General features: G+C 64.1%; 24 protein-coding genes. 8 read left to right on the top strand and 16 right to left on the bottom strand.

Features of this window, described 5'->3' with window-relative positions; genetic code table 11:
* Nucleotides 1–20: 20 nt before the first annotated feature.
* The 8 genes from CK501_RS10490 to ffh form a co-directional block, all read right to left on the bottom strand.
* Nucleotides 21–1,322, bottom strand: a complete 1,302-nt coding sequence (locus CK501_RS10490; RefSeq protein WP_095617691.1) for a homoserine dehydrogenase — start codon at nt 1,320–1,322, stop codon at nt 21–23.
* A gap of 111 nt (nt 1,323–1,433) precedes the next feature.
* Nucleotides 1,434–2,165, bottom strand: a complete 732-nt coding sequence (locus CK501_RS10485) for a DsbC family protein (RefSeq protein WP_158223097.1) — start codon at nt 2,163–2,165, stop codon at nt 1,434–1,436.
* A 64-nt stretch (nt 2,166–2,229) separates the two neighbouring features.
* Nucleotides 2,230–3,135 (bottom strand): site-specific tyrosine recombinase XerD, encoded by a 906-nt coding sequence (xerD, locus tag CK501_RS10480; protein ID WP_233128889.1) that lies wholly within the window; start codon nt 3,133–3,135, stop codon nt 2,230–2,232.
* Nucleotides 3,128–3,484 (bottom strand): 50S ribosomal protein L19, encoded by a 357-nt coding sequence (gene rplS, locus CK501_RS10475; protein ID WP_095617688.1) that lies wholly within the window; start codon nt 3,482–3,484, stop codon nt 3,128–3,130. Before rplS ends, xerD begins: the two co-directional genes overlap by 8 nt.
* A gap of 23 nt (nt 3,485–3,507) precedes the next feature.
* Nucleotides 3,508–4,263 (bottom strand): tRNA (guanosine(37)-N1)-methyltransferase TrmD, encoded by a 756-nt coding sequence (gene trmD, locus CK501_RS10470; protein WP_095617687.1) that lies wholly within the window; start codon nt 4,261–4,263, stop codon nt 3,508–3,510.
* Between the two features lie 54 nt (nt 4,264–4,317).
* A complete protein-coding gene (rimM, locus tag CK501_RS10465) occupies nt 4,318–4,854 on the bottom strand; it encodes a ribosome maturation factor RimM (RefSeq protein WP_095617686.1) in 537 nt (178 codons plus the stop codon).
* A 13-nt stretch (nt 4,855–4,867) separates the two neighbouring features.
* Nucleotides 4,868–5,113: a 30S ribosomal protein S16 gene (gene rpsP, locus CK501_RS10460; protein ID WP_095617685.1), complete on the bottom strand. Its 246-nt coding sequence runs from the start codon at nt 5,111–5,113 to the stop codon at nt 4,868–4,870.
* A gap of 146 nt (nt 5,114–5,259) precedes the next feature.
* Nucleotides 5,260–6,678: a signal recognition particle protein gene (ffh, locus tag CK501_RS10455; protein WP_095617684.1), complete on the bottom strand. Its 1,419-nt coding sequence runs from the start codon at nt 6,676–6,678 to the stop codon at nt 5,260–5,262.
* Nucleotides 6,679–6,767: 89 nt separating this feature from the next.
* Here ffh and CK501_RS10450 point away from each other — a divergent pair, with 89 nt between their 5' ends.
* The 4 genes from CK501_RS10450 (at nt 6,768) to CK501_RS10435 (ending at nt 11,961) form a co-directional block, all read left to right on the top strand.
* Entirely contained in the window at nt 6,768–7,562 is a 795-nt protein-coding gene (locus tag CK501_RS10450; RefSeq protein WP_095617683.1) for a cytochrome C assembly family protein, read from the top strand.
* Between the two features lie 30 nt (nt 7,563–7,592).
* Nucleotides 7,593–8,900 (top strand): HlyC/CorC family transporter, encoded by a 1,308-nt coding sequence (locus CK501_RS10445; RefSeq protein WP_095617682.1) that lies wholly within the window; start codon nt 7,593–7,595, stop codon nt 8,898–8,900.
* 83 nt (nt 8,901–8,983) lie between these two features.
* On the top strand, nt 8,984–11,164 hold the full coding sequence (locus tag CK501_RS10440; protein WP_095617681.1) for a DUF1631 domain-containing protein: 2,181 nt from the start codon (nt 8,984–8,986) through the stop codon (nt 11,162–11,164).
* Between the two features lie 29 nt (nt 11,165–11,193).
* Complete coding sequence (locus CK501_RS10435; protein ID WP_095617680.1) at nt 11,194–11,961, top strand: energy transducer TonB family protein; 768 nt, start codon at nt 11,194–11,196, stop codon at nt 11,959–11,961.
* Nucleotides 11,962–11,963: 2 nt separating this feature from the next.
* Here the strand turns inward: CK501_RS10435 and grxD are convergent, their stop codons facing one another.
* The gene (gene grxD / locus CK501_RS10430; protein ID WP_095617679.1) at nt 11,964–12,302 is read right to left on the bottom strand and encodes a Grx4 family monothiol glutaredoxin; all 339 of its coding nucleotides are present in this window, start codon (nt 12,300–12,302) and stop codon (nt 11,964–11,966) included.
* A 213-nt stretch (nt 12,303–12,515) separates the two neighbouring features.
* Between grxD and CK501_RS10425 the strand changes: the two genes are divergently transcribed.
* On the top strand, nt 12,516–13,715 hold the full coding sequence (locus CK501_RS10425; RefSeq protein WP_095617678.1) for an aspartate aminotransferase family protein: 1,200 nt from the start codon (nt 12,516–12,518) through the stop codon (nt 13,713–13,715).
* Nucleotides 13,716–13,742: 27 nt separating this feature from the next.
* The gene (gene argF, locus CK501_RS10420; protein ID WP_095617677.1) at nt 13,743–14,663 is read left to right on the top strand and encodes an ornithine carbamoyltransferase; all 921 of its coding nucleotides are present in this window, start codon (nt 13,743–13,745) and stop codon (nt 14,661–14,663) included.
* Between the two features lie 5 nt (nt 14,664–14,668).
* Here the strand turns inward: argF and glpK are convergent, their stop codons facing one another.
* The 6 genes from glpK to CK501_RS10390 all read right to left on the bottom strand — a co-directional run bounded on the left by glpK (nt 14,669) and on the right by CK501_RS10390 (nt 22,341).
* Nucleotides 14,669–16,150: a glycerol kinase GlpK gene (gene glpK / locus CK501_RS10415; protein ID WP_095617676.1), complete on the bottom strand. Its 1,482-nt coding sequence runs from the start codon at nt 16,148–16,150 to the stop codon at nt 14,669–14,671.
* Nucleotides 16,147–17,739, bottom strand: a complete 1,593-nt coding sequence (locus CK501_RS10410) for an ATP-binding protein (protein ID WP_095617675.1) — start codon at nt 17,737–17,739, stop codon at nt 16,147–16,149. Before CK501_RS10410 ends, glpK begins: the two co-directional genes overlap by 4 nt.
* 6 nt (nt 17,740–17,745) lie before the next feature.
* Nucleotides 17,746–18,516: a response regulator gene (locus CK501_RS10405; protein WP_198949481.1), complete on the bottom strand. Its 771-nt coding sequence runs from the start codon at nt 18,514–18,516 to the stop codon at nt 17,746–17,748.
* A 105-nt stretch (nt 18,517–18,621) separates the two neighbouring features.
* Nucleotides 18,622–19,080, bottom strand: a complete 459-nt coding sequence (locus tag CK501_RS10400; RefSeq protein WP_095617674.1) for an FKBP-type peptidyl-prolyl cis-trans isomerase — start codon at nt 19,078–19,080, stop codon at nt 18,622–18,624.
* Nucleotides 19,081–19,106: 26 nt separating this feature from the next.
* A complete protein-coding gene (locus tag CK501_RS10395) occupies nt 19,107–21,299 on the bottom strand; it encodes an acetyl-CoA hydrolase/transferase C-terminal domain-containing protein (RefSeq protein ID WP_095617673.1) in 2,193 nt (730 codons plus the stop codon).
* 7 nt (nt 21,300–21,306) lie between these two features.
* Nucleotides 21,307–22,341 (bottom strand): NADP(H)-dependent aldo-keto reductase, encoded by a 1,035-nt coding sequence (locus tag CK501_RS10390; RefSeq protein ID WP_095617672.1) that lies wholly within the window; start codon nt 22,339–22,341, stop codon nt 21,307–21,309.
* Between the two features lie 155 nt (nt 22,342–22,496).
* On the opposite strand from CK501_RS10390, the gene CK501_RS10385 reads away from it, so the two are divergent.
* Both CK501_RS10385 and CK501_RS10380 read left to right on the top strand, forming a co-directional pair.
* A complete protein-coding gene (locus tag CK501_RS10385) occupies nt 22,497–23,687 on the top strand; it encodes a glycosyltransferase family 4 protein (protein WP_095617671.1) in 1,191 nt (396 codons plus the stop codon).
* Nucleotides 23,647–24,222: a phosphatase PAP2 family protein gene (locus tag CK501_RS10380; protein ID WP_095617670.1), complete on the top strand. Its 576-nt coding sequence runs from the start codon at nt 23,647–23,649 to the stop codon at nt 24,220–24,222. Before CK501_RS10385 ends, CK501_RS10380 begins: the two co-directional genes overlap by 41 nt.
* Here CK501_RS10380 and dinB read toward each other — a convergent pair.
* Nucleotides 24,121–25,320 carry a DNA polymerase IV gene (gene dinB / locus CK501_RS10375; RefSeq protein ID WP_095617669.1) on the bottom strand — a complete coding sequence of 400 codons (1,200 nt, stop codon included), beginning with the start codon at nt 25,318–25,320 and terminating at the stop codon, nt 24,121–24,123. The genes CK501_RS10380 and dinB overlap by 102 nt on opposite strands.
* Nucleotides 25,321–25,347: the final 27 nt, after the last annotated feature.

Raw genomic sequence — 25,347 nt, 5'->3', positions numbered from 1 at the left:
TCAGTGTCCAGGGTCAGTTCTCAGAGAAAGTTCTCGGCGCGGATGCGCACCACCCTGCCCTCTACCTCGGGCAGTGCTTCCATTTCGGCAATGGCATCGTTGACCTGTTTCTCCAGAACCGTATGGGTCAGCAGGATCACCGGGATCTGGCCGTCATGCAGTTCGGATTCCTTCTGCATGATGGATTCGATGTTGATGCCGTTCTCGCTCATGATGGAGGCCACCTTGGCGAGCACACCAGGCCGATCCAGCGCCTGGATGCGCAGATAGTAGGCCGAGCGGATCTCGTTCGGACTCAGGATACGGTGATCGGTCACCGCATCAGACTCGAAGCCAAGATAGGGCACGCGCTGCGCACTGTCGGTCGAGACGGTACGCGCCACGTCCACCAGGTCCGCGATCACCGCGGAGGCCGTGGCCTCATCCCCGGCACCCGGGCCGTAGTACATGGTCTGGCCGACCGCATCACCATCAACAAGCACGGCATTGAGAACGCCGTCGACCTTGGCAATCAGATTCTTCTCGGGCACCAGTGTCGGGTGCACGCGCAGCTCAATCCCATCCTCGCGGGAACGGGCGATCCCCAGGTGCTTGACCCGGTAACCCAGAGCTTCCGCGTGGGTGATGTCGTAGGGCGTGATATTGGCAATACCCTCGGTATAGGCCCGGTCGAACTGCAGTGGTACGCCGAAGGCGGCCGAGGCCATGATGGTCAGCTTGTGGGCCGCATCGATCCCCTCAACATCAAAGGTGGGGTCGGCTTCGGCATACCCGAGCTCCTGGGCTTCCTTCAGCACTTCATCGAAATCGCGCCCGGCCCGCATCTCAGTGAGGATGTAGTTGCCGGTGCCGTTGATGATGCCGGCAAGCCACTGGATCCGGTTGGCGGCCAGTCCTTCCCGGATCGCCTTGATGACCGGAATACCACCGGCAACGCCCGCCTCATAGGCGACAATGACGTTCTTCTCCCGGGCGGCGTCGAAGATCTCATTGCCGTGCTGTGCGATCAGGGCCTTGTTGGCGGTGACCACATGCTTGCCCTGCTCGATGGCGGCCAGCACCAGACGGCGGGCATCGTCATAGCCCCCGATGAGCTCAACGACAATATCGATGGCCGGATCATTGACCACATCGTGCACGTCCGTGGAGAACGGTGTGTCACCCAGACCCAGGTCCGGGCGCGGGCTCCGGTTCGCTACACGCGCCACACGCAGGTTACAGCCGGCACGACCGGCGATGATCCGGGCGTTGCGCTGCAGGACCTCCCAGGTTCCGCCACCAACGGTCCCGAGACCACAGATTCCGATGTTCACGTCCTTCAACTGGCCACCTCTCGTTCGCTTGGAAAATGCACGTCAATGCCGGGGAAACGCGCATGTTATACGCTTTGCGCGCCGAAAAAAACTCGACGGCCTCCCAGCGTTACGGTTACGTCAGCCGTCGAGCCCGAGCTCCCTCGCCAGTACTCTCGGGGGCTTGTAGCCCCGGATCATGCGGCCGGATTCCGTAACCAGTGCCGGTGTTCCGCTGACGCCGAATGCACGCCCCATCCGGAAGTGGGACTGCACCGGTGACTCGCACTGGCCCGCGGATACGGACTCCCCCTGCTTGGCCCGCGTCATGGCGCTGCGGCGATCGTCCGAGCACCAGACCGCATTCAGTTGCCGGGCGCCCTTGCTGCCCGGGCCTCCACGGGGGTAGGCCAGATAGTTGACCCGGATACCCAGGTCATTCAGGGCTTCCATGTCACGGTGAAGCTTGCGGCAGTAGCCACAGGTCGTGTCCGTGAACACATAGAGATCGGCCTTGACCCCACCTTCATCCGGCCCGAAACGGATCATCTCACCGCTGTCCAGCTTCGAGAGCGTCTGTCGGCGCTGCCGGGTGCGGGTCTGCTCGGTCAGGTTGGCGATGCCATCGTCGCCAAGACGCAGCATCTGGCCGGTAAACAGATAGCGGCCATCAGCGGTTGCATAGATCAGGTTACCGCCACCCTGGACGGCATACAGCCCCTCACGTTCCGTTTCCCGGATACTGTCCACGGGCATGTCAGGAAGGCTCTCTTTCAGGCGCTCGCGGATCTGCTCTTCCGGGGATGCCGCCTGTACCGCTGTCGTCAGCAGCATGGCAGCGAGCAACAGAAAAGCAGCTGATAGGCGTCTCATGATCAACTCCGGGTTCACTTGCAATGCTCCGGAGGATACCGGATTTCCGCTGGTCTGTCGTTGATCAGCCCCGGGGATGGTGGGTCTGGTGCAGCTGCTGCAGCCGCTCCCGTGCGACATGGGTATAGATCTGGGTAGTCGAAAGATCACTGTGCCCCAGCAGCATCTGGACCACCCGGAGATCCGCGCCATGGTTGAGAAGATGGGTGGCAAAGGCATGGCGCAGGGTGTGGGGAGAGAGCGGCTTCTGGATGCCGCCCCGGACGGCGTAGCGCCGGATCCGGTACCAGAATGCCTGGCGCGTGAGGTGCCCGCCACGGCCTCCGGGGAACAGGGCGTCCGTGCCGGCGCCCCCGGCCAGCTCCGGCCGGGCTTCCTGCAGATACCGGTCAAGCCATTCAAGGGCTTCCTCGCCCATGGGCACCAGGCGCTCCTTGTTGCCCTTGCCCAGCAGCCGCACCACACCCTGGCGTCGGTTCACCTGGGTAAGCCGTAACGCCACCAGCTCCGAGACACGCAGACCACAGGCATAGAGCAGCTCCATCATGGCCCTGTCGCGGAGCTCAATGGGTTCCTGCGTGTCAGGTGCGTCCAGGAGGGCCTCCACATCCGCCTCGGTCAGAGTATCCGGCAGACGGCGGACCAGTTTCGGACTGTCCAGACGCAGCGTCGGATCCTCGTCGATCAGGCCTTCACGGAGGAGGTAGCGGTAGAACCGTCTGAGGCAGGAGAGACGCCGCGCCGCCGTGCTTGAGCGGGTTCCGGCGGAAAGCGCACTGGAGAGGTATTCCATGAGACAGGTCCGGTCAACACCGCACAGATCCTTCCCGGGATACTGCCGGGTGAGCCAGCGTCCGAACTGTCTGAGATCACTTTCGTAGGAAAGCCGGGAGCGGTCGCTCAGGCCGGATTCCAGCCAGAGCGACTCACTGAATGACGCAACCAGTTGCTCGTTGCGTTCCTCAGCCAAGCTTTTCCTTGATCCGTGCAGCCTTACCGGAGAGCTGACGCAGATGGTACAGCTTCGCCTGGCGCACATCACCGCGACGCTTGACCGAAATGCTGTCGATCAGGCGCGAATGCGTCTGGAAGGTCCGCTCAACACCGATGCCATAGGAGCGCTTGCGCACGGTGAACGAGGAGTTCAGGCCGCGGTTGCGCTTGCCGATGACCACACCCTCGAACGCCTGCAGACGCTCACGGTTGCCCTCGGTTACCCGCACCTGAACGACCACGGTATCACCCGGGCCGAACTCGGGAACGGAGTCCTTGAGCTGCTCGTTTTCAATTTCCTGGATGATACTGTTCTTGCCACTCATCGTTTCGCTCACTCCTGAATGTGTCACCAATCCGACCCGCCATCCGGCCGTTCGTTTTCAATCTCCGCCAGCAGTCGCTGCTCCTCGGCGGTCAATTCCCGTTCCTGAAGCAGTTCAGGGCGCCTGATCAGGGTCCGCTGCAACGACTGCTTCAGCCGCCAGCGCCGGATCCGCTCGTGATCGCCACCGAGCAGGACCTCCGGCACCCTGGATCCGCGATGCGCTTCCGGGCGCGTGTAATGCGGGCAGTCGAGCAGCCCGTCCGCGAAGGAATCCTCCACGGCGGACTGGCTGTGCCCCAGAACCCCCGGGATCTGGCGGACGACCGCATCCACCAGCACCATGGCCGCGAGTTCGCCGCCGCTGAGCACATAGTCACCGATGGAGATCTCCTCATCCACCCATGACTCCAGCACGCGCTCATCAATCCCTTCATAGCGCCCGGACAGCAGTACCAGACCGGGTTCCTCCGCCAGGGACTCGACCATCGCCTGATCAAGCACCCGGCCCTGGGGCGAAAGGCAGATGACCTTCGCCTCCCCGCCTACCCGCTCAACCGCCTCGTCTATGGCGGCCTCCAGCGGCTCGGCCTTCATGACCATGCCCGGCCCGCCCCCGTAGGGGCGGTCATCAACCGTGCGATGACGGTCGTGAGTAAAGGTCCGGGGGTTGATGCAGTCCAGCACCAGATGCCCTTCGGAAACCGCCCGGCCGCTCACCCCATAGTCGGTGATCGCCCGGAACATTTCCGGAAAAATACTGATGGCCGCAACCCGCAACCCGAGCGCCTCTTGTCTGACCCGTGACCGTTTACCCGGTGCGCGGGCCGTTTCTCAGAATTCCGGATCCCAGTCAGCCTCGAGGACACCGTCCTCCAGGTTCACCGATCGGATAATCTCATCCGGCAGGAAGGGGATCAGCCGCTCCCTGCCATCCATGCTGGCTGCGTCAGCACGCACCACCAGCACGTCATTGGACCCGGTCTCGATCAGGTGGTCCACAACCCCCAGGTCATGCCCGTCATCGGCCGTCCGGACCCGCAGCCCCTGGAGCTGGTACCAGTAGTACTCGCCCTCACCGAGCGGCGGAAGCTCACTGGTCTCAACACGGATGTCGAGACCGCAGAGGCTGGCCGCCTGGTCCCTGTCCTCAATGCCTTCAAGCCTGGCAACCAGTGTCTTGCCATGGGGCTTGCCGGTCACAAGGCGGACCTTGCGGGGCTCGCGGGACGGTGAACGCCCATCCACCAGGGTCCAGTTGCTGTACTGAAAGATATTCTCCCGGGGCTCAGTGTACGAATACACCTTCACCCAGCCCTGCACCCCGTAAACCGAGGTGATCTGGCCCAGTACGGTTTCTCCGCCCCCCATGGATACGGCTCCCTTACTCGGAAGCCGCCTCTTTCAGCAGGCTGCTCACCCGCTCAGTGGGCTGTGCACCCTGGTCGATCCAGTACTGGGCGCGCTCGGTGTCGAGCCGCAGACGCTCTTCGTTGCCGCGTGCCACCGGATTGAAAAAGCCCAGCCGTTCGATGTAGCGGCCATCACGGGGCTTACGGCTGTCCGTGACCTGGACGTGGTAGAACGGGCGCTTCTTGGCGCCGCCTCGTGTCAAACGGATTGTTACCATTTCAACGACTGTCCTGTTGCGTTCGAATAATCAGTTCAGACAAGCCTGTGCATGCGAACCGGCTGTCACGGGCTCAATTACGCCCGTGCGAAAGGGCTGGCATTCTACTGTAAAACGCCGGCCCTGAAAAGCATTGATGACGGGTATCAGCGCCGCCCCATGGGAGGCATGCCACCACCGCCCATACCGCCGGGCCCGCCTCCGGGTCCACCAGGACCGCCCTGGCCCATCATACCCTGCATGCCGCGCATCATGTTCTCCATGCCGCCTTTCTTGCCCATCTTCTTCATCATCTTCTGCATCTGCTTGTGCTGCTTGAGCAGGCGGTTGATCTCCTGCATCTGCACCCCGGAGCCGGAAGCGATGCGGCGTTTGCGGGAACTGCTGATGACGTCCGGGTAGCGGCGCTCATGCGGGGTCATGGAGGAGATGATCGCCTCCATGCGGCCGATGGACTTGTCATTGACCTGCTTTTCCGCCATCTCCTGGTACTGCCCCATACCGGGCATTTTCTCGAGCATGGCGCCCATGCCGCCCATACTCTTCATCTGCTGGAGCTGGTCCCGGAAATCCTCCAGGTCAAATTTCTTGCCCTTCTTGATCTTCTTGGTGAGCTTCTGGGCCTTCTTCTGGTCGACCTTCTGCTCGGCATCCTCAATCAGGGAGAGCACGTCCCCCATGCCCAGAATGCGCGAGGCGATGCGGTCCGGATGGAATACTTCCAGCGCGTCGTTCTTCTCACCCACGCCCATGAACTTGATGGGCCGGCCCGTGATATGGCGCACGGAGAGAGCAGCACCACCGCGGGCATCACCATCGGCCTTGGTCAGGATGACGCCACTGAGCGGCAATGCCTCACTGAAGGCCTTCGCGGTGTTGGCGGCGTCCTGGCCACTCATGGCATCCACCACGAACAGCGTCTCGTTGGGCTGGACCGCCTTATTCAGCCGCCCGATCTCGTCCATCATGTCGTTATCGACGTGCAGGCGACCCGCCGTGTCGACGATCACCACATCGATGAAACGCCGGCGTGCCTCATCCACGGCGTTATTGGCGATGGTGACCGGGTCCTGGTCCGTACTGCTCGGATAGAAGGTGGCGTCCACCTCGCCCGCGAGCGTCTCGAGCTGATTGATCGCCGCCGGGCGATAGACGTCGGCGCTGACCACCAGCACCGATTTCTTCTCACGCTCCTTCAGATAACGCGCCAGCTTGGCCACACTGGTGGTCTTACCCGCGCCCTGAAGACCAGCCATCATGATCACCGCCGGCGGCTTGCCGTCGAGCTTCAACGGTTCGGCGGTCCCCATGACGGCTTCCAGCTCGCTCTGGACAAGCTTGATGAACGCCTGCCCCGGCGTGAGGCTGCGCATCACCTCCTGCCCCATGGCCTTCTGCCGCACGTTCTCGACGAAGTCCTTGACCACGGGCAGCGCTACGTCCGCCTCGAGCAGCGCCATACGCACTTCGCGCAGGGTTTCACTGATGTTGTTCTCGGTCAGCTTCGCCTGGCCGGAGATCTTCCGGAGGCTTCCAGATAGCCGATCGGTCAGATTATCAAACATGGACGCCCGCAATTGTCGGTTGATGTTTAACGCCATTATAACCAGACTGAGCGCTTGGAGACGAACCGGAGCCGGTCATACCAACACACATGGGCACGACCATCATCGCCTTCACCGCTGTCATCCTCTACGGGGCAGGGACACTGCTACAGGTACTGCGGATCCGATCAGGCAACCAGCGCGCCGGCTGGCTCGCCCAGTTCACCGGGGTTCTGGCCATTGCCGCCCATCTCAGCTTCGCCCTGAGCTTCATGGTCCTGGAGGATGGCGTCAACCTCTCCGTGCTGGTTGCCGGCACGACCATAGCCGCGCTGCTGGCAGCGCTGGTGCTCATCCTGTCGCTGCGCTATCCGTTGCAGCCGCTGCTGCTGATCGCCTACCCCATCGCGCTGCTGAGCATCCTGGGCAAGATCACCTTCTATACCGGGCCCCGGATCATCGATGATTCCAATCTGGGGGTACTGCTGCACGTCAGCCTGGCCATCACCGCCTTCAGCCTGCTGGCGCTGGCGGCGATCCAGGCGGTCCTGCTCTATCTCCAGCACCATCACCTCAAGGCCCACCACAGCGGCTTTCTGGTACGCGCCCTGCCACCACTGGAGACCATGGAGGCCCTGCTGTTCGGGCTGATCCACACCGGGGTTGCCATCCTGACCCTGGCGATCATCAGCGGTGCCATTTTCGTCCAGGATCTCTTCAGCCAGCAGCTGGCCCACAAGACCGTGTTCACACTGCTGGCCTGGCTGGTGTTCGCCGCGCTCATCCTCGGGCACCAGATCCGGGGCTGGCGGGGCGCTGTAGCCAGCCGGTGGACCCTGGCCGGATGCATCCTGCTGACCCTGGGCTACTTCGGCAGCCGCCTGGTCATTGACGTCATCCTCTGACGAACACCGTATGGACAGGGACCCTCAGCCTTGAACGAAGCCTCGTTAACCACGCTCAGCGCGATCCTGATCCTGCTGATCATCCTCTCGGCCTTCTTCTCCAGTTCCGAGACCGGCATGATGGCGCTCAACCGCTACCGCCTGCGCCACCTGAGCAGGACCGGCCACCGCGGCGCCCTGCGCGCGGACCGTCTCCTTGCCCGCACGGACCAGCTGATCGGCGTCATCCTGATCGGCAACAACTTTGTGAACATCCTGGCCTCGGCCATCGCCACCCTGATAGCGGTCCGCATCTGGGGGGACGCCGGTGTGGTCATCGCCACCATTGGCCTGACCATCGTCATCCTGATCTTCTCGGAAGTCACACCCAAGACACTTGCGGCCCTGTACCCGGAGAGGATCGCCTTCCCCGCCTCGCACGCGCTCGGTCCACTCCTGAAGCTCCTCTACCCGGTGGTCTGGGTCCTCAACCTGATCACCAACAACCTGCTGCGCCTCATGGGGGTACAGCTGGAAGGCGACCAGAGCAGCGACCACCTGAGCCGGGAGGAGCTGCGCACCCTGGTCAATGAGTCCGGCTCCATGCTGCCGGGCCGCCACCAGGACATGCTGCTCAGTATCCTGGATCTGGAAAAGGTCACGGTAAACGACATCATGGTTCCGCGTAACGAGATCGTGGGCATCGACCTGGATGACCCCATGGACGAGATTCTCAGACTGGTGCGCAGCAGCCAGCACACCCGCCTGCCGGTCTATCGCAGCGACATCAACAACACCGTGGGCATTCTTCACCTGCGCAACATCAGCCGCCTGCTGCACACGGATGAGATCAACAAGGCCACGCTGATGCAGCTCTGCCGGGAGCCCTACTTCATCCCGGAAAGCACGCCGCTGCACACCCAGCTGTTCAATTTCCAGAAGGAACGCCGGCGCATCGGTATCGTGGTGGACGAGTACGGCGACGTGCTCGGCATCGCCACTCTTGAGGACATCCTCGAGGAGATCGTGGGCGAGTTCACAACCGACTTCGCCTCCAGCAGCAGCCAGGACATCCTGCCCCAGAGCGACGGCACCACCATTGTCGACGGCACCACCCCCATCCGGACCCTCAACCGGGCCCTGAACCTGGACCTGCCCACCGACGGCCCCAAGACCCTCAATGGCCTGATCACCGACTACCTGGAATCCATCCCGGAAAGCAACCTCTGCCTGGCACTGCACGGCATGCGACTGGAAACCCTCCAGATCAAGGACAACGTCATCCGCACGGTCCGCATCCACCCGATTGAGCCCTCTGAAAGCCAGTCGGGATCAGAAAATGAGAAACCGGACAAGTAACACTTTGTTATTCTCGTTTAGTGTTTGTACACTGAGCATACATCGCAAGCCCTGTGCGCCACGCGAGCCAGTGGGGACACGCCATGAGCGAACAATCCGGCATTCATCCCGTTCCGCCCGGCCAGGGCCGGCATAACGACAGCTCCCTCCCCGAGGCGATCCGCCAGGTCCGCGACACGGTAACGCCCGGGCTGTGCGACCTTCTGGGCGGCACCCTGGACGCCATTGATGATGCCCTGTTCGAGCTGGCCAACGGCGCACGCAGTAACAACGACCAGAACCGCTACTTCGAGACCATGCGCGAGATCCGCATCAAGCGTAAGGGCATCGAGAAGCAGTTCCGCGAAGCGCTGACCAACCTGTTCCGCAAGCCACCCGGGAGCAACGCCGAAGAAGCCCACGACCAGCCACAGAGCGTCGATGCCGACAGCCTGTCACTGGTGGACAACGACGACCTTGAGGAACAGGTTGCCATCAACGCCATGGTCACCAAGGCGACGGTCAGCTTCCAGGGCCCCCTGCTCCAGCTCCAGACGCGCCTCACGGCCCTCTATCCCGGTCATGACAGCGAGCATCCGGTGAACCCGCTGGCCCCGGAGCACCTGTGCGGCGCATTCCGCGAGGCCTGTTCCGATCTGGACATCCAGATCCGGGAGCGGCTCATTCTTCTCAAGCACTTTGACCGCTATCTGCTCGCCAGCCTGGGCATCGTGCTCGATGAGGCCAACCGCATCCTGATCCAGGCCGGCGTGATCCCGGACTTCCGCTACGAGGTCCACACCCGGGGCAGCCAGGGCCGCCCGGACCCGGAGCGAGCCCGCCATGAACCGGGCACCCGCACGGAACAGCAAGCCACTGACGAGGCCAGGGAATTCCTGTCGAGCATCAGCTCGCTGCTGTCCGGCTACCGTCGCTACAGTACCGATGCCATGGGCAACGCGCCCTCAGACTCCTTTCACATCGTATCCAAAAGGGAATTGTACGATTTGCTCTCAAGAATCCCCCAACCCCAGCACCAGGGCGACCTGAGCCAGGGCGCCCCGGACCGCCCCGACCTGCGTGGCCTGGTGGGCGAGCTGCTGGAGCGCCAGTCCGAGACACAGGGTAACCGGGCCGCGCTCGAAACCATGGATGAGGACCTGATCAACCTGGTTGCACTGCTGTTCGAGTTCATTCTCGACGACCGCAACCTCTCGCCCCCGATCCAGGCACTGATCAGCCGGCTGCAGATTCCGGTTCTCAAGGTGGTGGTGCGTGACCGTTCCTTCCTCAGCAACCCCTCACACCCGGCGCGCAAGCTGCTCAATGCGCTGGCGCGGGCAGGGATCGGATGGAACGACCACAACGAGAAGAACCGGGATCGGCTGTATAAGGAGATCCAGCGGGTGGTGCAGCGCATCCTGGAGGAATTTGATGGCGACGTCGCCCTCTTCGAAACGCTGTACGATGAATTCGAACAGTTCCTGCAGCGCGAGACCCGCAAGGCGACCCTGGTGGAGCAGCGCACGCGGGAATCCGAAAGGGGCCGTATCAAGTCCCGCCGCGCCCAGGAAACGGTCGACCAGGTACTGCGGGAACGGCTGGACGGCCGGGATGTCCCGGAGCACGTGCACCAGCTGCTGACCCAGGGCTGGAGCCGGGTCATGTTCCTGGCCTATCTGCGGGACGACAACGAGCACCGCTGGGCCCACACCGTCAGGGTTGTGGACGACCTGCTGTGGTGCCTGCGCCCCCAGGCGGAAAGCGATGGCCGTGAGCAGTGGGTGCGCCTGGTTCCCACCCTGATCAAGACCATCAGGGCCGGTCTGGAGGAAGTCTCCTACAATGCCAGCCGGCTGGACGAGACCATGACAGGCCTCAAGCGCGAGCTCACCCAGGCCTTCCGCCGCCAGGCCCTGGCGGAAGCGGCCGAGGACGACCCACCCCCGGAACCGGTGGTACAGACCGCGGTCAAGCAGAGCCAGGCGTTCGAGGATGCGGCCATGGCGGAGCACTATGAGAAGCTGGAAACCATCAGCATCGGCGACTGGGTGGAATTTCACCTTGTCAACGGCACCCACTTCCGCTGTAAGCTGTCCGCAGTCATTGAGGATGCCGACAGCTTTGTATTCGTCAACCGCATGGGCCTGAAGGTGGCGGAAAAGAGCCGCGCCGACCTGGCCCACGAGCTCAGGCGCGGGCGCATGACCCTGCTCGAGCAGGGCGCACTGATCGACCGGGCACTGCATGCCGTTGTCGGAGGCCTGAACCGCAAGGCCGGCTAGAGCATGGACGGCCAACGGCCCTGGAGTACATGACGGAGCCCCCGAACCAACAGACCCCTTACCCGCTTGTACTGGCGCTGTCGGTGGCCCTTTTTATCCATGTGGTCCTGGGCACCCTGGTCAATGCGTGGCTTTCCCTGCCGGCTCCAGAAGAGCCCGCGCCGGCTGTCAGCGTGCGCATCGCTTCGCCGGGCAGCAGCAACCAGCGGTCACCGGTGCAGCCGGAGTCCTTACCCCGGACCAGGGACCAGCAGACCCCGCGCGACAAGGCGCCGGAGACCAGTGCTCCCGAAGCCAGCGCCACCACACCGGGCGAAACAGACAGGTCCGCGGAGCCGACAGCTTCACCGGCCGGGGAAGCCAACGAAAAGGATGCCCCCCGGGAAACCGCCACCCAGCCCGAAGAATCGCCTTCGCCGGACAGGCCGGCCAGTAATGCCGGGCCCGATGCCCCGGCCTCCGAGGCCGATACGCGCACACCGGTTACCCGGCTCAGCCAGGACGACAGGCGTGAACGCTCAGACTACGAAATCGCACTGTGGGAACGGATCGCGCGGGAAGTGGAATACACGCCGATCCTGGCGGAACTGGAGGGGCCCAGGGATGTGGTCCTGGATCTGAGACTCATGACCAATGGGGCCCTCAGGCGGGCCCGGGTGGGCACACCCTCAGGGATCCCGGAGCTTGACGGGGTGGCGCGGGAAGCAGCCCTGGCGGCAACGCCCTTTCCGGCGCCACCGGAGGGGCGCCGCCGCTTCAGTGTCCGGCTCATTTTCGAACCGGCCCGGCCGGAATAAGCTCAGCCGCCGGAATTGTCCTCGGTCGCCTCGGCGGCGCTGTCCACCACTTCCTGAAGCTCACCGCTTTCGTGCATCTCCAGGATGATGTCGCAGCCACCGACCAGCTCACCGTTAACGTACAGCTGCGGATAGGTCGGCCAGTTGGAATAGACCTTGAGCCCTTCGCGCAGCTCGTCATTATCGAGAATATTCACGTAGGCGAAGCGCTGGCCACAGGCCATGAGCGCCTGGACCGTCTTGGCGGAGAACCCACACTGGGGCGCCTGGGGCGTTCCCTTCATGTACAGAAGGATGGGGTTTTCGCTGAGCTGTTGCTTGATGGTGTCGTTGATGTCCATTGATCCTCCAGCTGGAACACGCTGATCATTACCGGGCACCATTCTACAGAACATACCCATACCTGACCATTGTACTGGGGTATTCACCTGGGCGATCCGGCGAGCGCCCAACCACGTGTCCGGTTTGCCAGCCCCCGCGTTTAACGCTAGTATTGGCTCCAGACGGAGGCAGCTTTGAAGGCTGCCTTTTTTGTTTCAGTGAGGCCCGCTGCCATGGCGAACCAGCCATTGCTCAACACTTACGGTCGCCTGCCCGTGGTCTTTGAACACGGTCGCGGGATGTGGCTCTATGATACCGAGGGCCAGCGTTACCTGGACACTTTCACGGGCATCGCCGTATGCGGGCTGGGGCACAGCCATCCCGGCGTGGCACACGCCATCAGCCAGCAGGCCGAACGCCTGACCCACTGCTCGAACCTGTTCCACTGCAAGCTCCAGCAGGAACTGGCGCACCGCATCTGTGACCAGACCGGCATGGATGGCGCCTTCTTCGCCAACTCGGGTGCCGAGGTCAATGAAACCGCCATCAAACTGGCACGCCACTACGGCCACCAGCGTGGTGTGACCAACCCCAGCATCATCGTGATGGAGAACGCCTTTCACGGGCGCACCCTTGCGACCCTGACGGCCACCGGCAACCGTCGCGTCCAGGCCGGCTTCGAGCCCCTGGTCAGCGGTTTTGTGCGTGCCCCTTTTGATGACCTGGCAGCAGTGGAGGCGATCGCGGAAGCCAACCATGATGTCGTGGCCATTCTGGTCGAGCCGGTTCAGGGGGAAGGCGGAGTCGCCATTCCGGACCCCGATTATCTGCCCGGACTCCGTGACATCTGTGACCGCAATAACTGGCTGCTGATGCTGGACGAAGTCCAGACCGGTAACGCCCGCACCGGCACCTACCTGGCCTGCCAGCAGGCAGGGGTTGAGCCGGATGTGGTCACACTGGCCAAGGGCTTTGGCAACGGTTACCCGATCGGCGCCTGTCTGGCCCGGGGCGAGGCCGCGCGGGTTTTCGGCCCCGGCAGCCACGGCTCCACCTTCGGCGGCAATCCCCTGGGGTGTGCCGCCGCGCTGGCCGTTCTGGACGCCATTGAACAGGATGCGCTCACCCAGCGCGCCCGGATCCTTGGTCAGCGGCTGCTCGACCGCTTCCGGGAGCACCTGGAAGGGGCCGACTACATCCACGACATCCGGGGCCAGGGCCTGATGCTGGGCATCGAGCTCACCGGGCCCTGCTCGGAACTGGTGCTGCTGGCCAAAGTCCAGGGCATCCTGCTCAACATCACCCGGGAGCGGGTGATCCGGCTGCTGCCGCCACTGACCATGACCGACGACGAAGCGGATTACCTGGCGGATCAGGTCATCCGGATCATCAAGCTGTACGCCGCCGATGACCGTGACCGCCCGCGCCAGTAACGCTGCCTGCTATAAAGGGAAAACAGCATGACCGTCCGACACTTCCTGACTCTGCTGGATCTGGACAACGATGAACTGACTCGTGTACTGGATCACGCCTCGGCCCTGCGCCGGGAGCGTGACCAGGGCATCCACCGGGACACACTGCACAACCGCAGCCTGGGGATGATTTTCGAGAAATCCTCCACCCGCACCCGTGTCTCCTTCGAAGCGGGCATGACCCAGCTCGGCGGAGGTTCCATCTTCCTCTCGCCCCGGGATACCCAGCTGGGCCGCGGTGAGCCCGTGGAGGACAGCGCCCGTGTCATATCACGCATGGTGGATGCGGTCATGATCCGCACCTTCAGTCACGAGACGCTCGAGCGCTTTGCCACCTTCTCCCGTACGCCGGTCATCAACGCGCTGACCGACGATTTCCATCCCTGTCAGCTCCTGGCGGACATGCAGACATGGCGCGAGCACCGGGGCTCCATCCAGGGCGCAAAAGTCGTCTGGGTAGGCGATGGCAACAACATGTGCAACTCCTACATCAACGCGGCACTGCAGTTCGATTTCGAGCTGGTGGTGGCCTGCCCGGAGGGCTATGAGCCCAACAGCGCACTGGTGGCAGCCAACCAGGACCGGGTGCGGATCGTGAATGATCCGGGAGAGGCCGTACGCGATGCCAACCTGGTGGTGACCGACGTCTGGGCCTCCATGGGCCAGGAAGAGGAACAGCAGAAACGTATCAGGGACTTCAGCCGCTACCAGGTGTCACCGGAGCTGATGGCGCACGCCGACCGGGATGCTCTCTTCATGCACTGCCTGCCGGCCCACCGTGGCGAGGAGATCTCGGAACACATGCTGGAGCACCGCAGCAGCGTAGTCTGGGACGAGGCGGAAAACCGGCTGCATGCCCAGAAGGCACTGCTTGAGGGCCTGATCCTCGGCTTCGACCGGCTCGACTGAGCCACTCAGCGCGAGCGCGTCACCTTCTCCACCGCATCCAGCCAACCCTGGTAGGCGCGCTCACGCACCGCCGGGGCCATGGCCGGCTCGAACCGGCGGTCCACGTGCCAGCGCTCCCGGATGCGGTCCAGGCCATCGTAAACACCGGTCTGCAGCCCCGCCAGGCAGGCCGCGCCCAGGGCCGTGGTCTCGGTGATCGCGGGCCGGTCCACGGCCACGTTGAGGATATCCGCCAGGAACTGCATCAGCCAGTTGTTAACCACCATGCCACCGTCCACACGCAGCTCCTCAAGCGGCGCGCCGTCGTTCTGGATGGCCCGGACCAGGTCCTTCGTCTGGTAGCACACCGACTGCAGGCCGGCGGTCACGATGTCCTCGATGCCCGTATCCCGGGTCAGCCCCAGAATGGCGCCGCGGGCGTGGGGATCCCAGTAGGGCGCGCCCAGCCCGGTGAAGGCGGGCACCAGGTAGACCGGGTTCTCCACGCCCACGGATTCCGCCATGGGTTCACACTCGTCCGCGCTCTGGATCAGCCTGATGCCATCCCGCAGCCACTGGATGGCCGCACCGGCCACGAAGATACTGCCTTCCATGGCATAGGTGGTCTGCCCTTCCAGCCGGTAGCCAACGGTGGTCAGAAGCCGGTTCTCGGAACGAATCGCCTCGCTGCCGGTATTGAGCATCAGGAAACAGCCGGTGCCGTAGGTGCTCTTCGCCATACCGCGCTCAAAACACGTCTGGCCGAAGAGTGAAGCCTGCTGGTCCCCGGCGATGCCACCCACTGTCACCGCCTCGCCCAGCACCGACGGATCCGTGCGTCCGAAGTCCGAGGCGCTGTCCTGCACCTCCGGCAGCAGCGCGGCAGGAATACGGAACAGCGACAGCAATTCGTCATCCCACCGCTGTTCATGGATATTGAAGAGGGCCGTACGCGAGGCGTTGGTGGCATCGGTGGCGTGCACGCGGCCATTGGTCAGCTTCCAGAGGACCCAGGTATCGATGGTGCCGAACGCCAGTTCACCGCGTTCAGCCCGCGTCCGCGCCCCCTCCACATGGTCCAGGATCCAGCCCAGCTTGGTGGCCGAGAAATAGGGATCCATCAGAAGACCGGTCCGCTCCACCAGCGTGGACTCCCAGCCCTGGCGTTTGAGGGTCTCGCACTGGGGCGTGGTGCGACGGTCCTGCCAGACAATGGCGCGATGGATGGGCTCGCCTGTGGCCCTGTCCCAGACAATGGTGGTCTCGCGCTGGTTGGTGATGCCGATGCCGGCGACCTCACGGGCCGTAATGCCCTCCTGCTGCAGCACTTCCAGGCAGGCCCTGTGGGTGGTATTCCAGATCTCCATCGGATCATGCTCCACCCAGCCGTCTCCAGGATAGAACTGCTGGAATTCATGCTGGGCGATCTGGCGGGGCTGACCATCCTCATCGAACAGGATGGCCCGGGAGCTGGTGGTGCCCTGGTCAATGGCAAGTATTCGGGTCATGACGGATCCTCCGTGCGCGCGCTGCCCTCATGCTGATCCCGGGGCTGATGACGGGGCCAGACCAGCGTGAAGCAGGCCCCGCCCAGGGTCTCCGAACGCCCCACGAACGCCTGGCCACCGTGCCAGTACAGGATGCGCCGGACAATGGACAGGCCCAGGCCATAACCGCCGGAGCTGCGCGTGCGACTGTCATCCAGCCGGGCAAAGGCGGTGAACACCTTGTCCCAGTCCTCCTCGGGAATGCCCTTGCCGTCATCCTGGACATCAATACGCATGGTCTGGTCATCGAAATGGCAGGCCACCAGAACCCGCTCACTGGCGTAGCGGGCGGCATTGCCCACCAGGTTCTGGATGGCCCTGTGTATGTAGCGGGGTTCCGCATCCGCCTCCGCGTGGGTCCGCGAATCCTCCGGAATATCGGATTCGACGCGCAGCTCCGGGTGGATGCTCTGCTGTTCCTCGATCACCTGATCCACGATATCGGCAATATCAAGGCGCTGCACCGCCATGATGGGACCGCCCTGCTCCAGGCGGGCATAGGTCAGGATCTCGTCTATGAGCTCGTCCAGCTCCTGGATATCGCCGTCTATGGCACCCAGCTGGGAGCGCAGCATCTCAGGGTCCTCACAGTCCTCGATCATCTGGACCCCGAAGCGGATCCGGGCCACGGGCGTGCGCAGTTCATGGGAGACGCCATGGATCATTTCACTCTGGACACTGACCAGCCGCTGGATATGCTCCGCCATGCGGTTGAAGGCGCCCGCCAGCCGCCTGCCCATGTAATCGCCTTCCTCACTAACGCGGGCATCAAGCTCACCACGGGCGATACGCGACACCGCCCCCTCAATGCCACGCAGACGCCGGTGCAGGCCCGCCAGGAGGTAGTAGACCACCGCCCCCAGAACCGCGGCCACCAGCCCTGCCAGCACCAGTGCCAGCGGCCAGGACCAGTAACGGAAGGGTGACGGATGGGCGATAGAGACCAGGGTGCCGTCACCCAGCGCGGCATAGCTGTGGGCGGGCTCACGGGGGCTGGGCTGGTGGTAGACAATGCCGCCATTGGCAATCCGGCCCAGTGCGGCCGGTCCCGGCAGCTGCTCAGGGGTCTCCAGCGGGGTTGCGTGCACACCCAGAGCGGCACCCATCGCCGCCGGGTCCGAACCGCGTGAGCGCTCCGCTACATGCACCAGGGTTCTGGCCGCCAGTTCCGCCACATGCCGGTACGGGTCCTCGGCGCGCAGCTCCAGTACTCCAGCATCTGGCGCCAGACGGTAGAAATAGACCGCATCGCCCCGGCGCTGGGCCAGCACCTGGCCGTACTCAAGGCGCTCACGCGCCACGTCGTTCAGGGAGACCGCCTGCCTGGGCAGCAGGCGCAACCGGGAAGAGTCCACTCTGGCGTTAACGGGATCAACCGAGCGGGGATGCTGGGCGAGCCAGTCCAGAACCGGCCGGGGATGGTGTTCGAGAAACGCCTGTTCCCGCACACCGTTGATGGTCACCACCAGTGCGGCCCCCACCAGGGTGACGCCGAGCGCCACCAGGATCAGGGCACCGTAGACGCGGAGGTAGTAGCGCCCCAGAGACATTGATGCCTAGACGTCGCGAACGAACAGGTACCCCTTGCTGCGCACCGTCTTGATGCGGCGCGGGTGCACCGGATCGTCACCGATCTTGGGCCGGATGCGCGATACCCGTACGTCAATGGAACGGTCCTGGCCGTCATACTCAATGCCGCGCAGGGAGGTGAAGATCTCCTCACGGCTGAGCACGCGCCCCGCGCTGCTGGCCAGCAGCCAGAGCAGGTCGAACTCGGCGCTGGTCAGGTCGATGCTCTCATCGTCCAGCCAGGCCTCACGCATGGAATGATCCACAACCAGGTTGTTGAAGACCAGCCGCTCCGGCGCACTGTCAGCCCCTGACTGGGCCGAGCCACCACCGGCCTGGGCGGACGGCTCACTGATGCGGCGCAGCAGCGCCCGGATCCGGGCCAGCAGGACCCGGGGACGCACGGGTTTGGACATGTAGTCATCCGCCCCCATCTCCAGCCCCAGAACCTGATCCAGGTCATCCGTGCGGGCGGTCAGCATCAGTATGGGCCCGTTGTAGAACGGGCGAACACGGCGGCAGATGGCCAGGCCATCCTCCCCCGGGAGCATCAGGTCGAGAACCACCAGATCCGGGGTTTCATCCCGTATCCGCTCGACCGCGTGGGCGCCGTTGGTTTCCAGCGACACCACCAGCCCGTTCTTCTCCAGAAAATCCCGGGTCAGCTCCGCCAGCCGCTCATCGTCCTCAACGATGAGAACCCGGGAGGCTTCACTGGTCTGTTCCACGGCATCCGTCTCGTTAGTTGTTGTTTCCATTGTCAGTCCTGTCGCGGGATTGAGGCGCAGGCGCCGGGTCGTACATCAAACATTGTGTAACACAAGTATACACACTGAATGCGAGTTTGCATGTCAGCGCTGACTTCAGGCCAGCGGCTCTCCAGCCTCGATTTCCTCCGGGGTGGCATCCCGGGCTTCCAGTATTTCCAGATCGAAATAGAGGGTGATTCCAGCCAGGGGGTGATTGGCATCCACCAGCACCTGCTCGTCCTCAAAGCCCACCACTTTCACCACCTGGGCCTCGTCGCCGGAATCCGTCTGGAACTTCATGCCCTCTTCGAGCTTTTCAACGCCCTGGAACATGCTGCGCGGCATCTTCCGCACCTTCTCGGGCTGGTGTTCACCATAGGCCAGCGCCGGTGGAATGGTCACTTCCAGGCACTCGCCCACCTCACGCCCCTCCACGGCGCGCTCAATGCCCTCGATCATCTGCCCGCAGCCACTGACAAAGTGCAGCGGTTCCGCTCCCACGGAACTGTCCACAACCTCGCCTTCACGATTCTTCAGCTGATACCCCAGTCGATAAACCCGTTGTTCCGCCATGCTGTCGTGCTTTACCCCTGTTTGGATCATTGTGTACGGGTCACCCCAGTGACCCGCAGTGCATGTATGACAAGCCGCTGTTCCAGCCGTTCACGCCATCCGCCGGGCTGCGTCAGCCCCATGCGTTCCAGCGCCGGCCTTTCCGCCGCCCCGGGAGCGGACTGGCGCAGGGCGCGCCAGAGTACTGCCAGCAGACCACGTCTTGAGCCGGTCGCATCGCGCAGCCACTGGAGGGCCTGGACCAGTCCCTGCTCCACCTCAGTGAAGTCCGTACCGAAGGGGAACGCCGGGAACAGCTGGTGATGATCCCGCAGCGGCGCCATGGCTTCCGCAATGCGCTGCGGGTAATTGTTGCGGTGTGCCCGCGGGACTTTCCAGTCCTTCGGGATCTTGCCGGCTTTCTTCGCCTCCCGCATGAGCTCGTTCTGGAAGCGTGAATCCGCGATGCAGATCAGCCGCTTGTAGACCTCCACATCGGGCTGCCCACGCACATCGGCCACGCCGTATTCGGTCACCACAATATCCCGCAGATGGCGCGGTATGGTGCAGTGACCATAGCTGAAGCGGATGTTGGACTCCGGCCGGCCGGCGCTGATGCGCGTTGCCCGAAGCGTCAGTATGGAACGCCCCTCGGGCAGCTCATGGGCCATGGCCACGAAGTTGTACTGACCGCCCACACCACTGACCACACGGCCATCCTCGAGCCCATCGGATACGGCGGCCCCGTTCAGGGTCTGCATCATGACCGAGTTGATGAAACGGCTGCGGCGGCGCTGGGCGGTCTTCAGTGCCTGATCGCCCAGCGGATGGTCGTAGAGATGGTTCACGAACCCAACGCTGGTCATGTCAAAGCGGGCCCGCTGCGCGTCATCCAGCTCCCGCAGCCCCTGGTAGAAGCGTTCCGGCCCCAGGAAGAAGCCACCATGCATGACCACGCCGCCGTCAAGCTGTTCCTTCAGGGCATACTGTTCAATCAACGCGCGCGCCTTTTCATCACCCAGGTCCGGGCGCACCGCCTCGTCGCCCAGGGCCAGGCGCCCGCCCTTGAGCTCGCATGCGTCATCAAGGAAACCGAAGCGCACCAGCCACTGCACGTCCCGCGCCTTCAGGACGGTCTCGATACAGCCCGCCTCGCACAGCCGGTCCAGCGCGGAGATATCAAGCGGATCCGGAATGACGCCGTCATCCAGAAGCTGCTGCAGGGCCCGGTCGGCCACCACCTGACGCTTGAGGATGCCCGCCTGGTAGAGGTGCAGAAACCCCTCCACCATCATTTCGCTGCAGCCGTAGAGGCCTTCCTCGAAACGCCCACTGCCGCCAATCGCCGCCAGTTCCGGAAAGCGTGAATGAGCATCCAGGCGCCGGGAAAGCTCATTGAACAGCCCGTTGTCCCGGTGCCGGAAGAGGATGTTGTACACCACCGCCGAGCCCAGGGCGCCGATACCCACCTGCAGGGTGCCGCCGTCACGGACCAGGTTGGCGGCGTAGAACCCGATCAGGTAATCCGCCGGCTCCACCGGCAGATCCGGCACCGGAAACAGGCGCATGGGCTGGTTGTGGGGTTCGAGAACGAGGTCAAAGGTGTCGCGGTCCAGCGCGGCGTCATTGCCGAACCATGGCAGCTCCGGGTTGAGCTCCCCGGCGATCACCACGGCCTGGCCGGATTCACGCTGCTTCCGCAGTTCCGGCAGGATGTCGAGGGTAAGGTCCGGATTGCAGCTCAGGCTCACCTGGTGGCCCTCGTCGTCCGGCGCCAGCATCTGCCCCACCGCATTGACCCCGAGCGCCAGGAGATCGCGCACCACATGGGTGTAGTTGGTCAGCACCACGCGCTGCTGCTGGTCCGGATTACCCAGGCGGCTGCCCGCCTTGAAGAAAAACTCGGTGACGGTGACATTGTCCGGCAGCTCGCCCCGGCTCACCGCCTGGGCGTACGCCAGCTCCGGCACGCCCTCAAAGACCCGTTCCACGAACGGCTCCATCAGGCGTTTCTGCAGAGAGTTCCCGCCCCCCGGCTTCTCCAGCGACAGCGCCGTCATGATGTGCAGCCGGATCTTCGGATCCTCACAGGCACGCCGGTAGAGGGCGTTGATCAGATGCACCGGCTTGCCCAACCCCAATGGCAGGGCAATCCGGACATCGCCGTCCAGGCGGCGGATCAACTCCTCGGCACACCGTTCCGCCTGACGGAAATGGGCGCCTGTGCGTTCCTCAGTCATGGGCAGCTCACGGGCAGGGGTAGGTGTAGCGCTGGTGCAGCGCCTCGATCCGATCGAGCAGCTCTTCGGAGAGCTGGATGCTGGCACTGCCGATGTTCTCGGAAAGCTGCTCCATGGTGGTCGCCCCCACCAGGTTGCTGGTCAGGAAGGACCGGGAATTCACCCATGCCAGCGCCATCTGCGCGGGAGACAGCCCATGCTCGCCCGCCAGGTTCACGTACGCCTGGGTCGCCTCCTGGGCCTGCTCCGAGGTGTAGCGGGTAAAGCGCGAGAACTCCGTGAGCCGCGCCCCGGCCGGCTTCTGCCCGCCCAGGTACTTGCCGCTCAGGGCCCCGAAGGCCAGGGGCGAATAGGCCAGCAACCCGCAGTCCTCGCGCAGCGAGACCTCGGCAAGGCCCACCTCGTAGGAGCGGTTCAGCAGGCTGTAAGGGTTCTGGATGCTCACCGGGCGCGTCCAGCCCCGGCGCTCCGCTTCCTTCAGCCAGGTCATGGCGCCCCAGGCGGTCTCGTTGGAAAGCCCGATGTGCCGGATCTTGCCGGCCTCCACCAGCTCATTCAGGGCTTCCAGGGTCTCCTCGATGGGCACCGCATCCGAGTCGTCCACGGGGTTATAACCGAGCTTGCCGAAGAAGTTGGCCTTACGCTCGGGCCAGTGCACCTGGTAGAGATCGATGTAATCCGTCCGGAGCCGCTTCAGGCTGTCGTTCACCGCCTGGTGGATCTGCTCCCGGGTCAGACGTGGCCCACCCCGGATGTAGTCCATATCACTGCGCCCGGTCACCTTGGTGGCGATCACCAGGTCATCCCGCTTTCCACGGTTTTTCAGCCAGTTGCCCAGATAGGTCTCGGTCAGCCCCTGGGTTTCGGCACGTGGTGGTACCGGGTACATCTCGGCGGCATCAATCAGGTTGATGCCCTGATCCACCGCGTAATCCAGCTGCTCAAAGGCCTCCTGTTCGGTGTTCTGTTCCCCCCAGGTCATGGTCCCGAGGCCGATCACACTCACCTCGATGCCCGTCCGGCCTAGCTGGCGCTTCTCCATTACCGTCACCTCCTGCTGGTTGTCCCCGCATGCTAAGTCCATCCCCGGGTCACCGCAATGCCACACGCTGTCATCAGAACATCACACCATTGTCAGAAAACGGTAACGCCCCCGGGGGAGACTGATCCTGTCGGCCCAGCCCCGGAGAATCAAGCATGCAGGAACAGCACATCGCACTGGTTACCGAGACCTTCCCGCCCGAGATCAACGGCGTCGCGGGCACCCTGGGCAACCTCTGCCGTGAACTCGCACGGCGCGGGCACCGGCTGACCCTCATCCGACCCCACCAGCGCGACGAACCCCCGGGCGGCCACAACCCGCTGTTCGGGGAACGCACCCTGCGTGTGCGGGGCCTGCCCCTGCCCGGCTACCCGACACTGCGCTTCGGTCTGGGGGCACGCCGACGGCTCCACAGGCTCTGGCGCCAGAAGCCGCCGGATGCGATCTACGTGGCCACCCAGGGACCGCTGGGCTGGAGCGCGGTGGCCGCCGCGCGGGAACTGGGCCTCCCCTGTCTGTCCGGTTTCCACACCAACTTCCACCAGTACAGCAGTTACTATGGTGCCGGTTTCCTGGAACCTCTGATCCGGCGCTACCTCGTTGCCTTCCACAACCGCAGCTGCGCTACCCTGGCCCCCACCACCCGCATCTGCGACCAGCTCTCCGGCTGGGGTATCCACACCACCCACTGCTGGAGCCGTGGCGTGGACAGCCAGCTCTTCAACCCCGGGCGGCGCAGCCGGGTCCTGCGGGCACAGTGGAACGCGGACAACGCGCCGGTGGTGCTCTATGTAGGGCGCCTCGCGGCTGAAAAGAACCTGATGCAGGCTGTCACCACCTTTGAACGCCTGCGTGACTGTCACCCGTCCGCCCGCTTCGTACTGGTCGGTGACGGGCCACTGAGGCAGACGCTGGAACAGGCCCACCCGGAGTTCATCTTCCGGGGTACCCGTCGCGGAGTGGATCTGGCCCGCCACTATGCCTCGGCGGATATCTTCCTGTTTCCCAGTGAATCAGACACCTTCGGCAACGTCGTGACGGAAGCACTGGCCTCCGGTCTGGCCGTAGTGGCATTTGACCAGGCGGCCGCCCGCGAGCACATCCGCCACCGGGTCCATGGCATGAAGGCGCCACCCGGCGACATTGAGAGCTTCACCGCCGCCGCCCTCGAGCTCGCCGACAGACCCGGATTCCGACGCCAGATTGGCGGGAACGCCCGGGAGCACGCGCAGACACTGGACTGGTCCGTACTCGCGGAACGGTTCGAACAGCTCCTGCTGGAGCCCACCGAGGAGGCCGCTCAGCATGACGCCACACCGCCTGTCGCGGGTCTTCACCCGTATTGATCACAGCGAAGGGCGCTGGTGCCTGCGCCTGAACCGCAGCCTCGCCTTCCCGGCGGTCACCCCCTTCTTCCGGGTCGTAAGCCGGCTCGGGGATGGCTGGCTCTGGTACGCCCTGATCCTGGCGCTGCCGGCCATCAATGGCCTCGAGGGGTGGGCCCTGGCGGCGTTGATGACGCTCACAGGTGCCGCCTGCACCCTCCTGTACAAGCTGCTCAAGACCTGCCTGGTGCGCGAGCGCCCTTTCATCAGCTTCCCGGCGATCCATTGCGGTTCGCCACCGCTGGACCGGGGCAGCTTCCCCTCCGGCCACAGCCTGCACGCGGTGTGTTTCACGGTGCTGCTGTTCCACGGCATGCCGTTGCTGGGATGGGCCGTACTGCCGTTCACCATGGCGGTGCTGGCCTCGCGCGTGGTGCTGGGGTTGCACTACCCCTCAGACGTCCTCGCCGGCAGCCTCATCGGGGCTGGGTGCGCTGTCATCGCCCTGCACTTCGCCCCCGCGCTCAGTGCCCTGCTGCCGCTGTTGCCCACCTGAAGCGGGTGTAACAGGCCGGCCGCCGGCATCGAACAGGGCCAGCTGGTGGCCGCCACGCCTGACCTCGGGCAGCCGCACGCCCAGCCCGAGCAGCCGCACGGGGCGTGGCACATCGCCATAAAGCGTATCCAGCAGGGGCGTAAAGTCAGCGGCTCCCGGATGCTCGGGGCGGCGCCAGACCATCTCACGGCTATGGGTCTCGAAATCGGAAAAACGCAGTTTCACGAACAGCTTCTCAAACTGGCCCGCGTCGGCGCTGTCCAGGCCCTTGCGGCGCATGCGCCGCTCCAGATCCGAGACCAGTCCCTCAAGGGCCCGCCGGCACTCGGCCAGGGTCGCGAGATCCTGGCTGTAGGTGTTCTCCACGCTGATCGACTTGCGCGGGCGGGTTACCTGTACCGGCCGATCGTCCTCGCCCCGGGCCAGCCCGTAGAGGCGCGCCCCGTAGCGCCCGAAACGCTCCCGCAGGGCCAGTTCCGACCACTCCCTCAGGTCCCCGCAGGTGTTGATTCCCAGTCCGTGCAGTTTTTCCGCGGTCCGGGGCCCCACGCCGTGCAGCGCTGTAACCGGCAGCCGTGGCACGAAATCCGCCACCTCCTCCGGCGTGATCACACAGAGCCCGTCCGGCTTGTGCCAGTCGCTGGCGATCTTGGCCAGGAACTTGTTCGGCGCCACACCTGCAGAAACCGTAATCCCCAGTTCATCCTGCACCCGTGCCCGAATGTGCTCGGCCATGCGCGTGGCACTGCCCTGGAACCGATCGATGTCGGTAACGTCCAGATAGGCCTCGTCCAGGGAGAGTGGTTCCAGGATCGGAGAGGTCTCGCGCAGGATGGCCATGAATTCGCGCGAAACCGCCTGATAGCGGGGCATGTCCGTGGGCAGCAACTCCAGGTGCGGGCACAGGCGCAGCGCCTCCGAGACCGGCATGGCGGAACGCACGCCGAAGGCCCGTGCCTCGTAGCTGCAGGTGGCCACAACACCGCGGCCGGTGGCTCCGCCCACGGCAATGGGGCGGCCCGCCAGCGCCGGATTGTCCCGTATTTCCACCGCCGCGTAGAAGCAGTCCGCGTCGCAATGGATGATCTTGCGGCTCAAAGGGCATCTCCGGAGTTGCCGTGGATT

The sequence above is a fragment of the Halovibrio salipaludis genome, from assembly GCF_002286965.1.
Taxonomy (GTDB): Bacteria; Pseudomonadota; Gammaproteobacteria; order Pseudomonadales; family Oleiphilaceae; genus Halospina; species Halospina salipaludis.
Note: the sequence above shows the minus strand (reverse complement) of the source record. Positions and strands in the feature narration are given on the sequence as shown.

Excerpts from the sequence above, each read along its gene's own strand:
- CK501_RS10485 (WP_158223097.1), bottom strand. The coding sequence starts at position 2,165 with ATGAGACGCCTATCAGCTGCTTTTCTGTTGCTCGCTGCCATGCTGCTG.
- rplS (WP_095617688.1), bottom strand. The coding sequence starts at position 3,484 with ATGAGTGGCAAGAACAGTATCATCCAGGAAATTGAAAACGAGCAGCTC.
- rimM (WP_095617686.1), bottom strand. The coding sequence starts at position 4,854 with ATGGGGGGCGGAGAAACCGTACTGGGCCAGATCACCTCGGTTTACGGG.
- rpsP (WP_095617685.1), bottom strand. The coding sequence starts at position 5,113 with ATGGTAACAATCCGTTTGACACGAGGCGGCGCCAAGAAGCGCCCGTTC.
- ffh (WP_095617684.1), bottom strand. The coding sequence starts at position 6,678 with ATGTTTGATAATCTGACCGATCGGCTATCTGGAAGCCTCCGGAAGATC.
- CK501_RS10450 (WP_095617683.1), top strand. The coding sequence starts at position 6,768 with ATGGGCACGACCATCATCGCCTTCACCGCTGTCATCCTCTACGGGGCA.
- CK501_RS10440 (WP_095617681.1), top strand. The coding sequence starts at position 8,984 with ATGAGCGAACAATCCGGCATTCATCCCGTTCCGCCCGGCCAGGGCCGG.
- CK501_RS10435 (WP_095617680.1), top strand. The coding sequence starts at position 11,194 with ATGACGGAGCCCCCGAACCAACAGACCCCTTACCCGCTTGTACTGGCG.
- grxD (WP_095617679.1), bottom strand. The coding sequence starts at position 12,302 with ATGGACATCAACGACACCATCAAGCAACAGCTCAGCGAAAACCCCATC.
- CK501_RS10425 (WP_095617678.1), top strand. The coding sequence starts at position 12,516 with ATGGCGAACCAGCCATTGCTCAACACTTACGGTCGCCTGCCCGTGGTC.
- argF (WP_095617677.1), top strand. The coding sequence starts at position 13,743 with ATGACCGTCCGACACTTCCTGACTCTGCTGGATCTGGACAACGATGAA.
- glpK (WP_095617676.1), bottom strand. The coding sequence starts at position 16,150 with ATGACCCGAATACTTGCCATTGACCAGGGCACCACCAGCTCCCGGGCC.
- CK501_RS10410 (WP_095617675.1), bottom strand. The coding sequence starts at position 17,739 with ATGTCTCTGGGGCGCTACTACCTCCGCGTCTACGGTGCCCTGATCCTG.
- CK501_RS10405 (WP_198949481.1), bottom strand. The coding sequence starts at position 18,516 with ATGGAAACAACAACTAACGAGACGGATGCCGTGGAACAGACCAGTGAA.
- CK501_RS10400 (WP_095617674.1), bottom strand. The coding sequence starts at position 19,080 with ATGGCGGAACAACGGGTTTATCGACTGGGGTATCAGCTGAAGAATCGT.
- CK501_RS10395 (WP_095617673.1), bottom strand. The coding sequence starts at position 21,299 with ATGACTGAGGAACGCACAGGCGCCCATTTCCGTCAGGCGGAACGGTGT.
- CK501_RS10390 (WP_095617672.1), bottom strand. The coding sequence starts at position 22,341 with ATGGAGAAGCGCCAGCTAGGCCGGACGGGCATCGAGGTGAGTGTGATC.
- CK501_RS10385 (WP_095617671.1), top strand. The coding sequence starts at position 22,497 with ATGCAGGAACAGCACATCGCACTGGTTACCGAGACCTTCCCGCCCGAG.
- CK501_RS10380 (WP_095617670.1), top strand. The coding sequence starts at position 23,647 with ATGACGCCACACCGCCTGTCGCGGGTCTTCACCCGTATTGATCACAGC.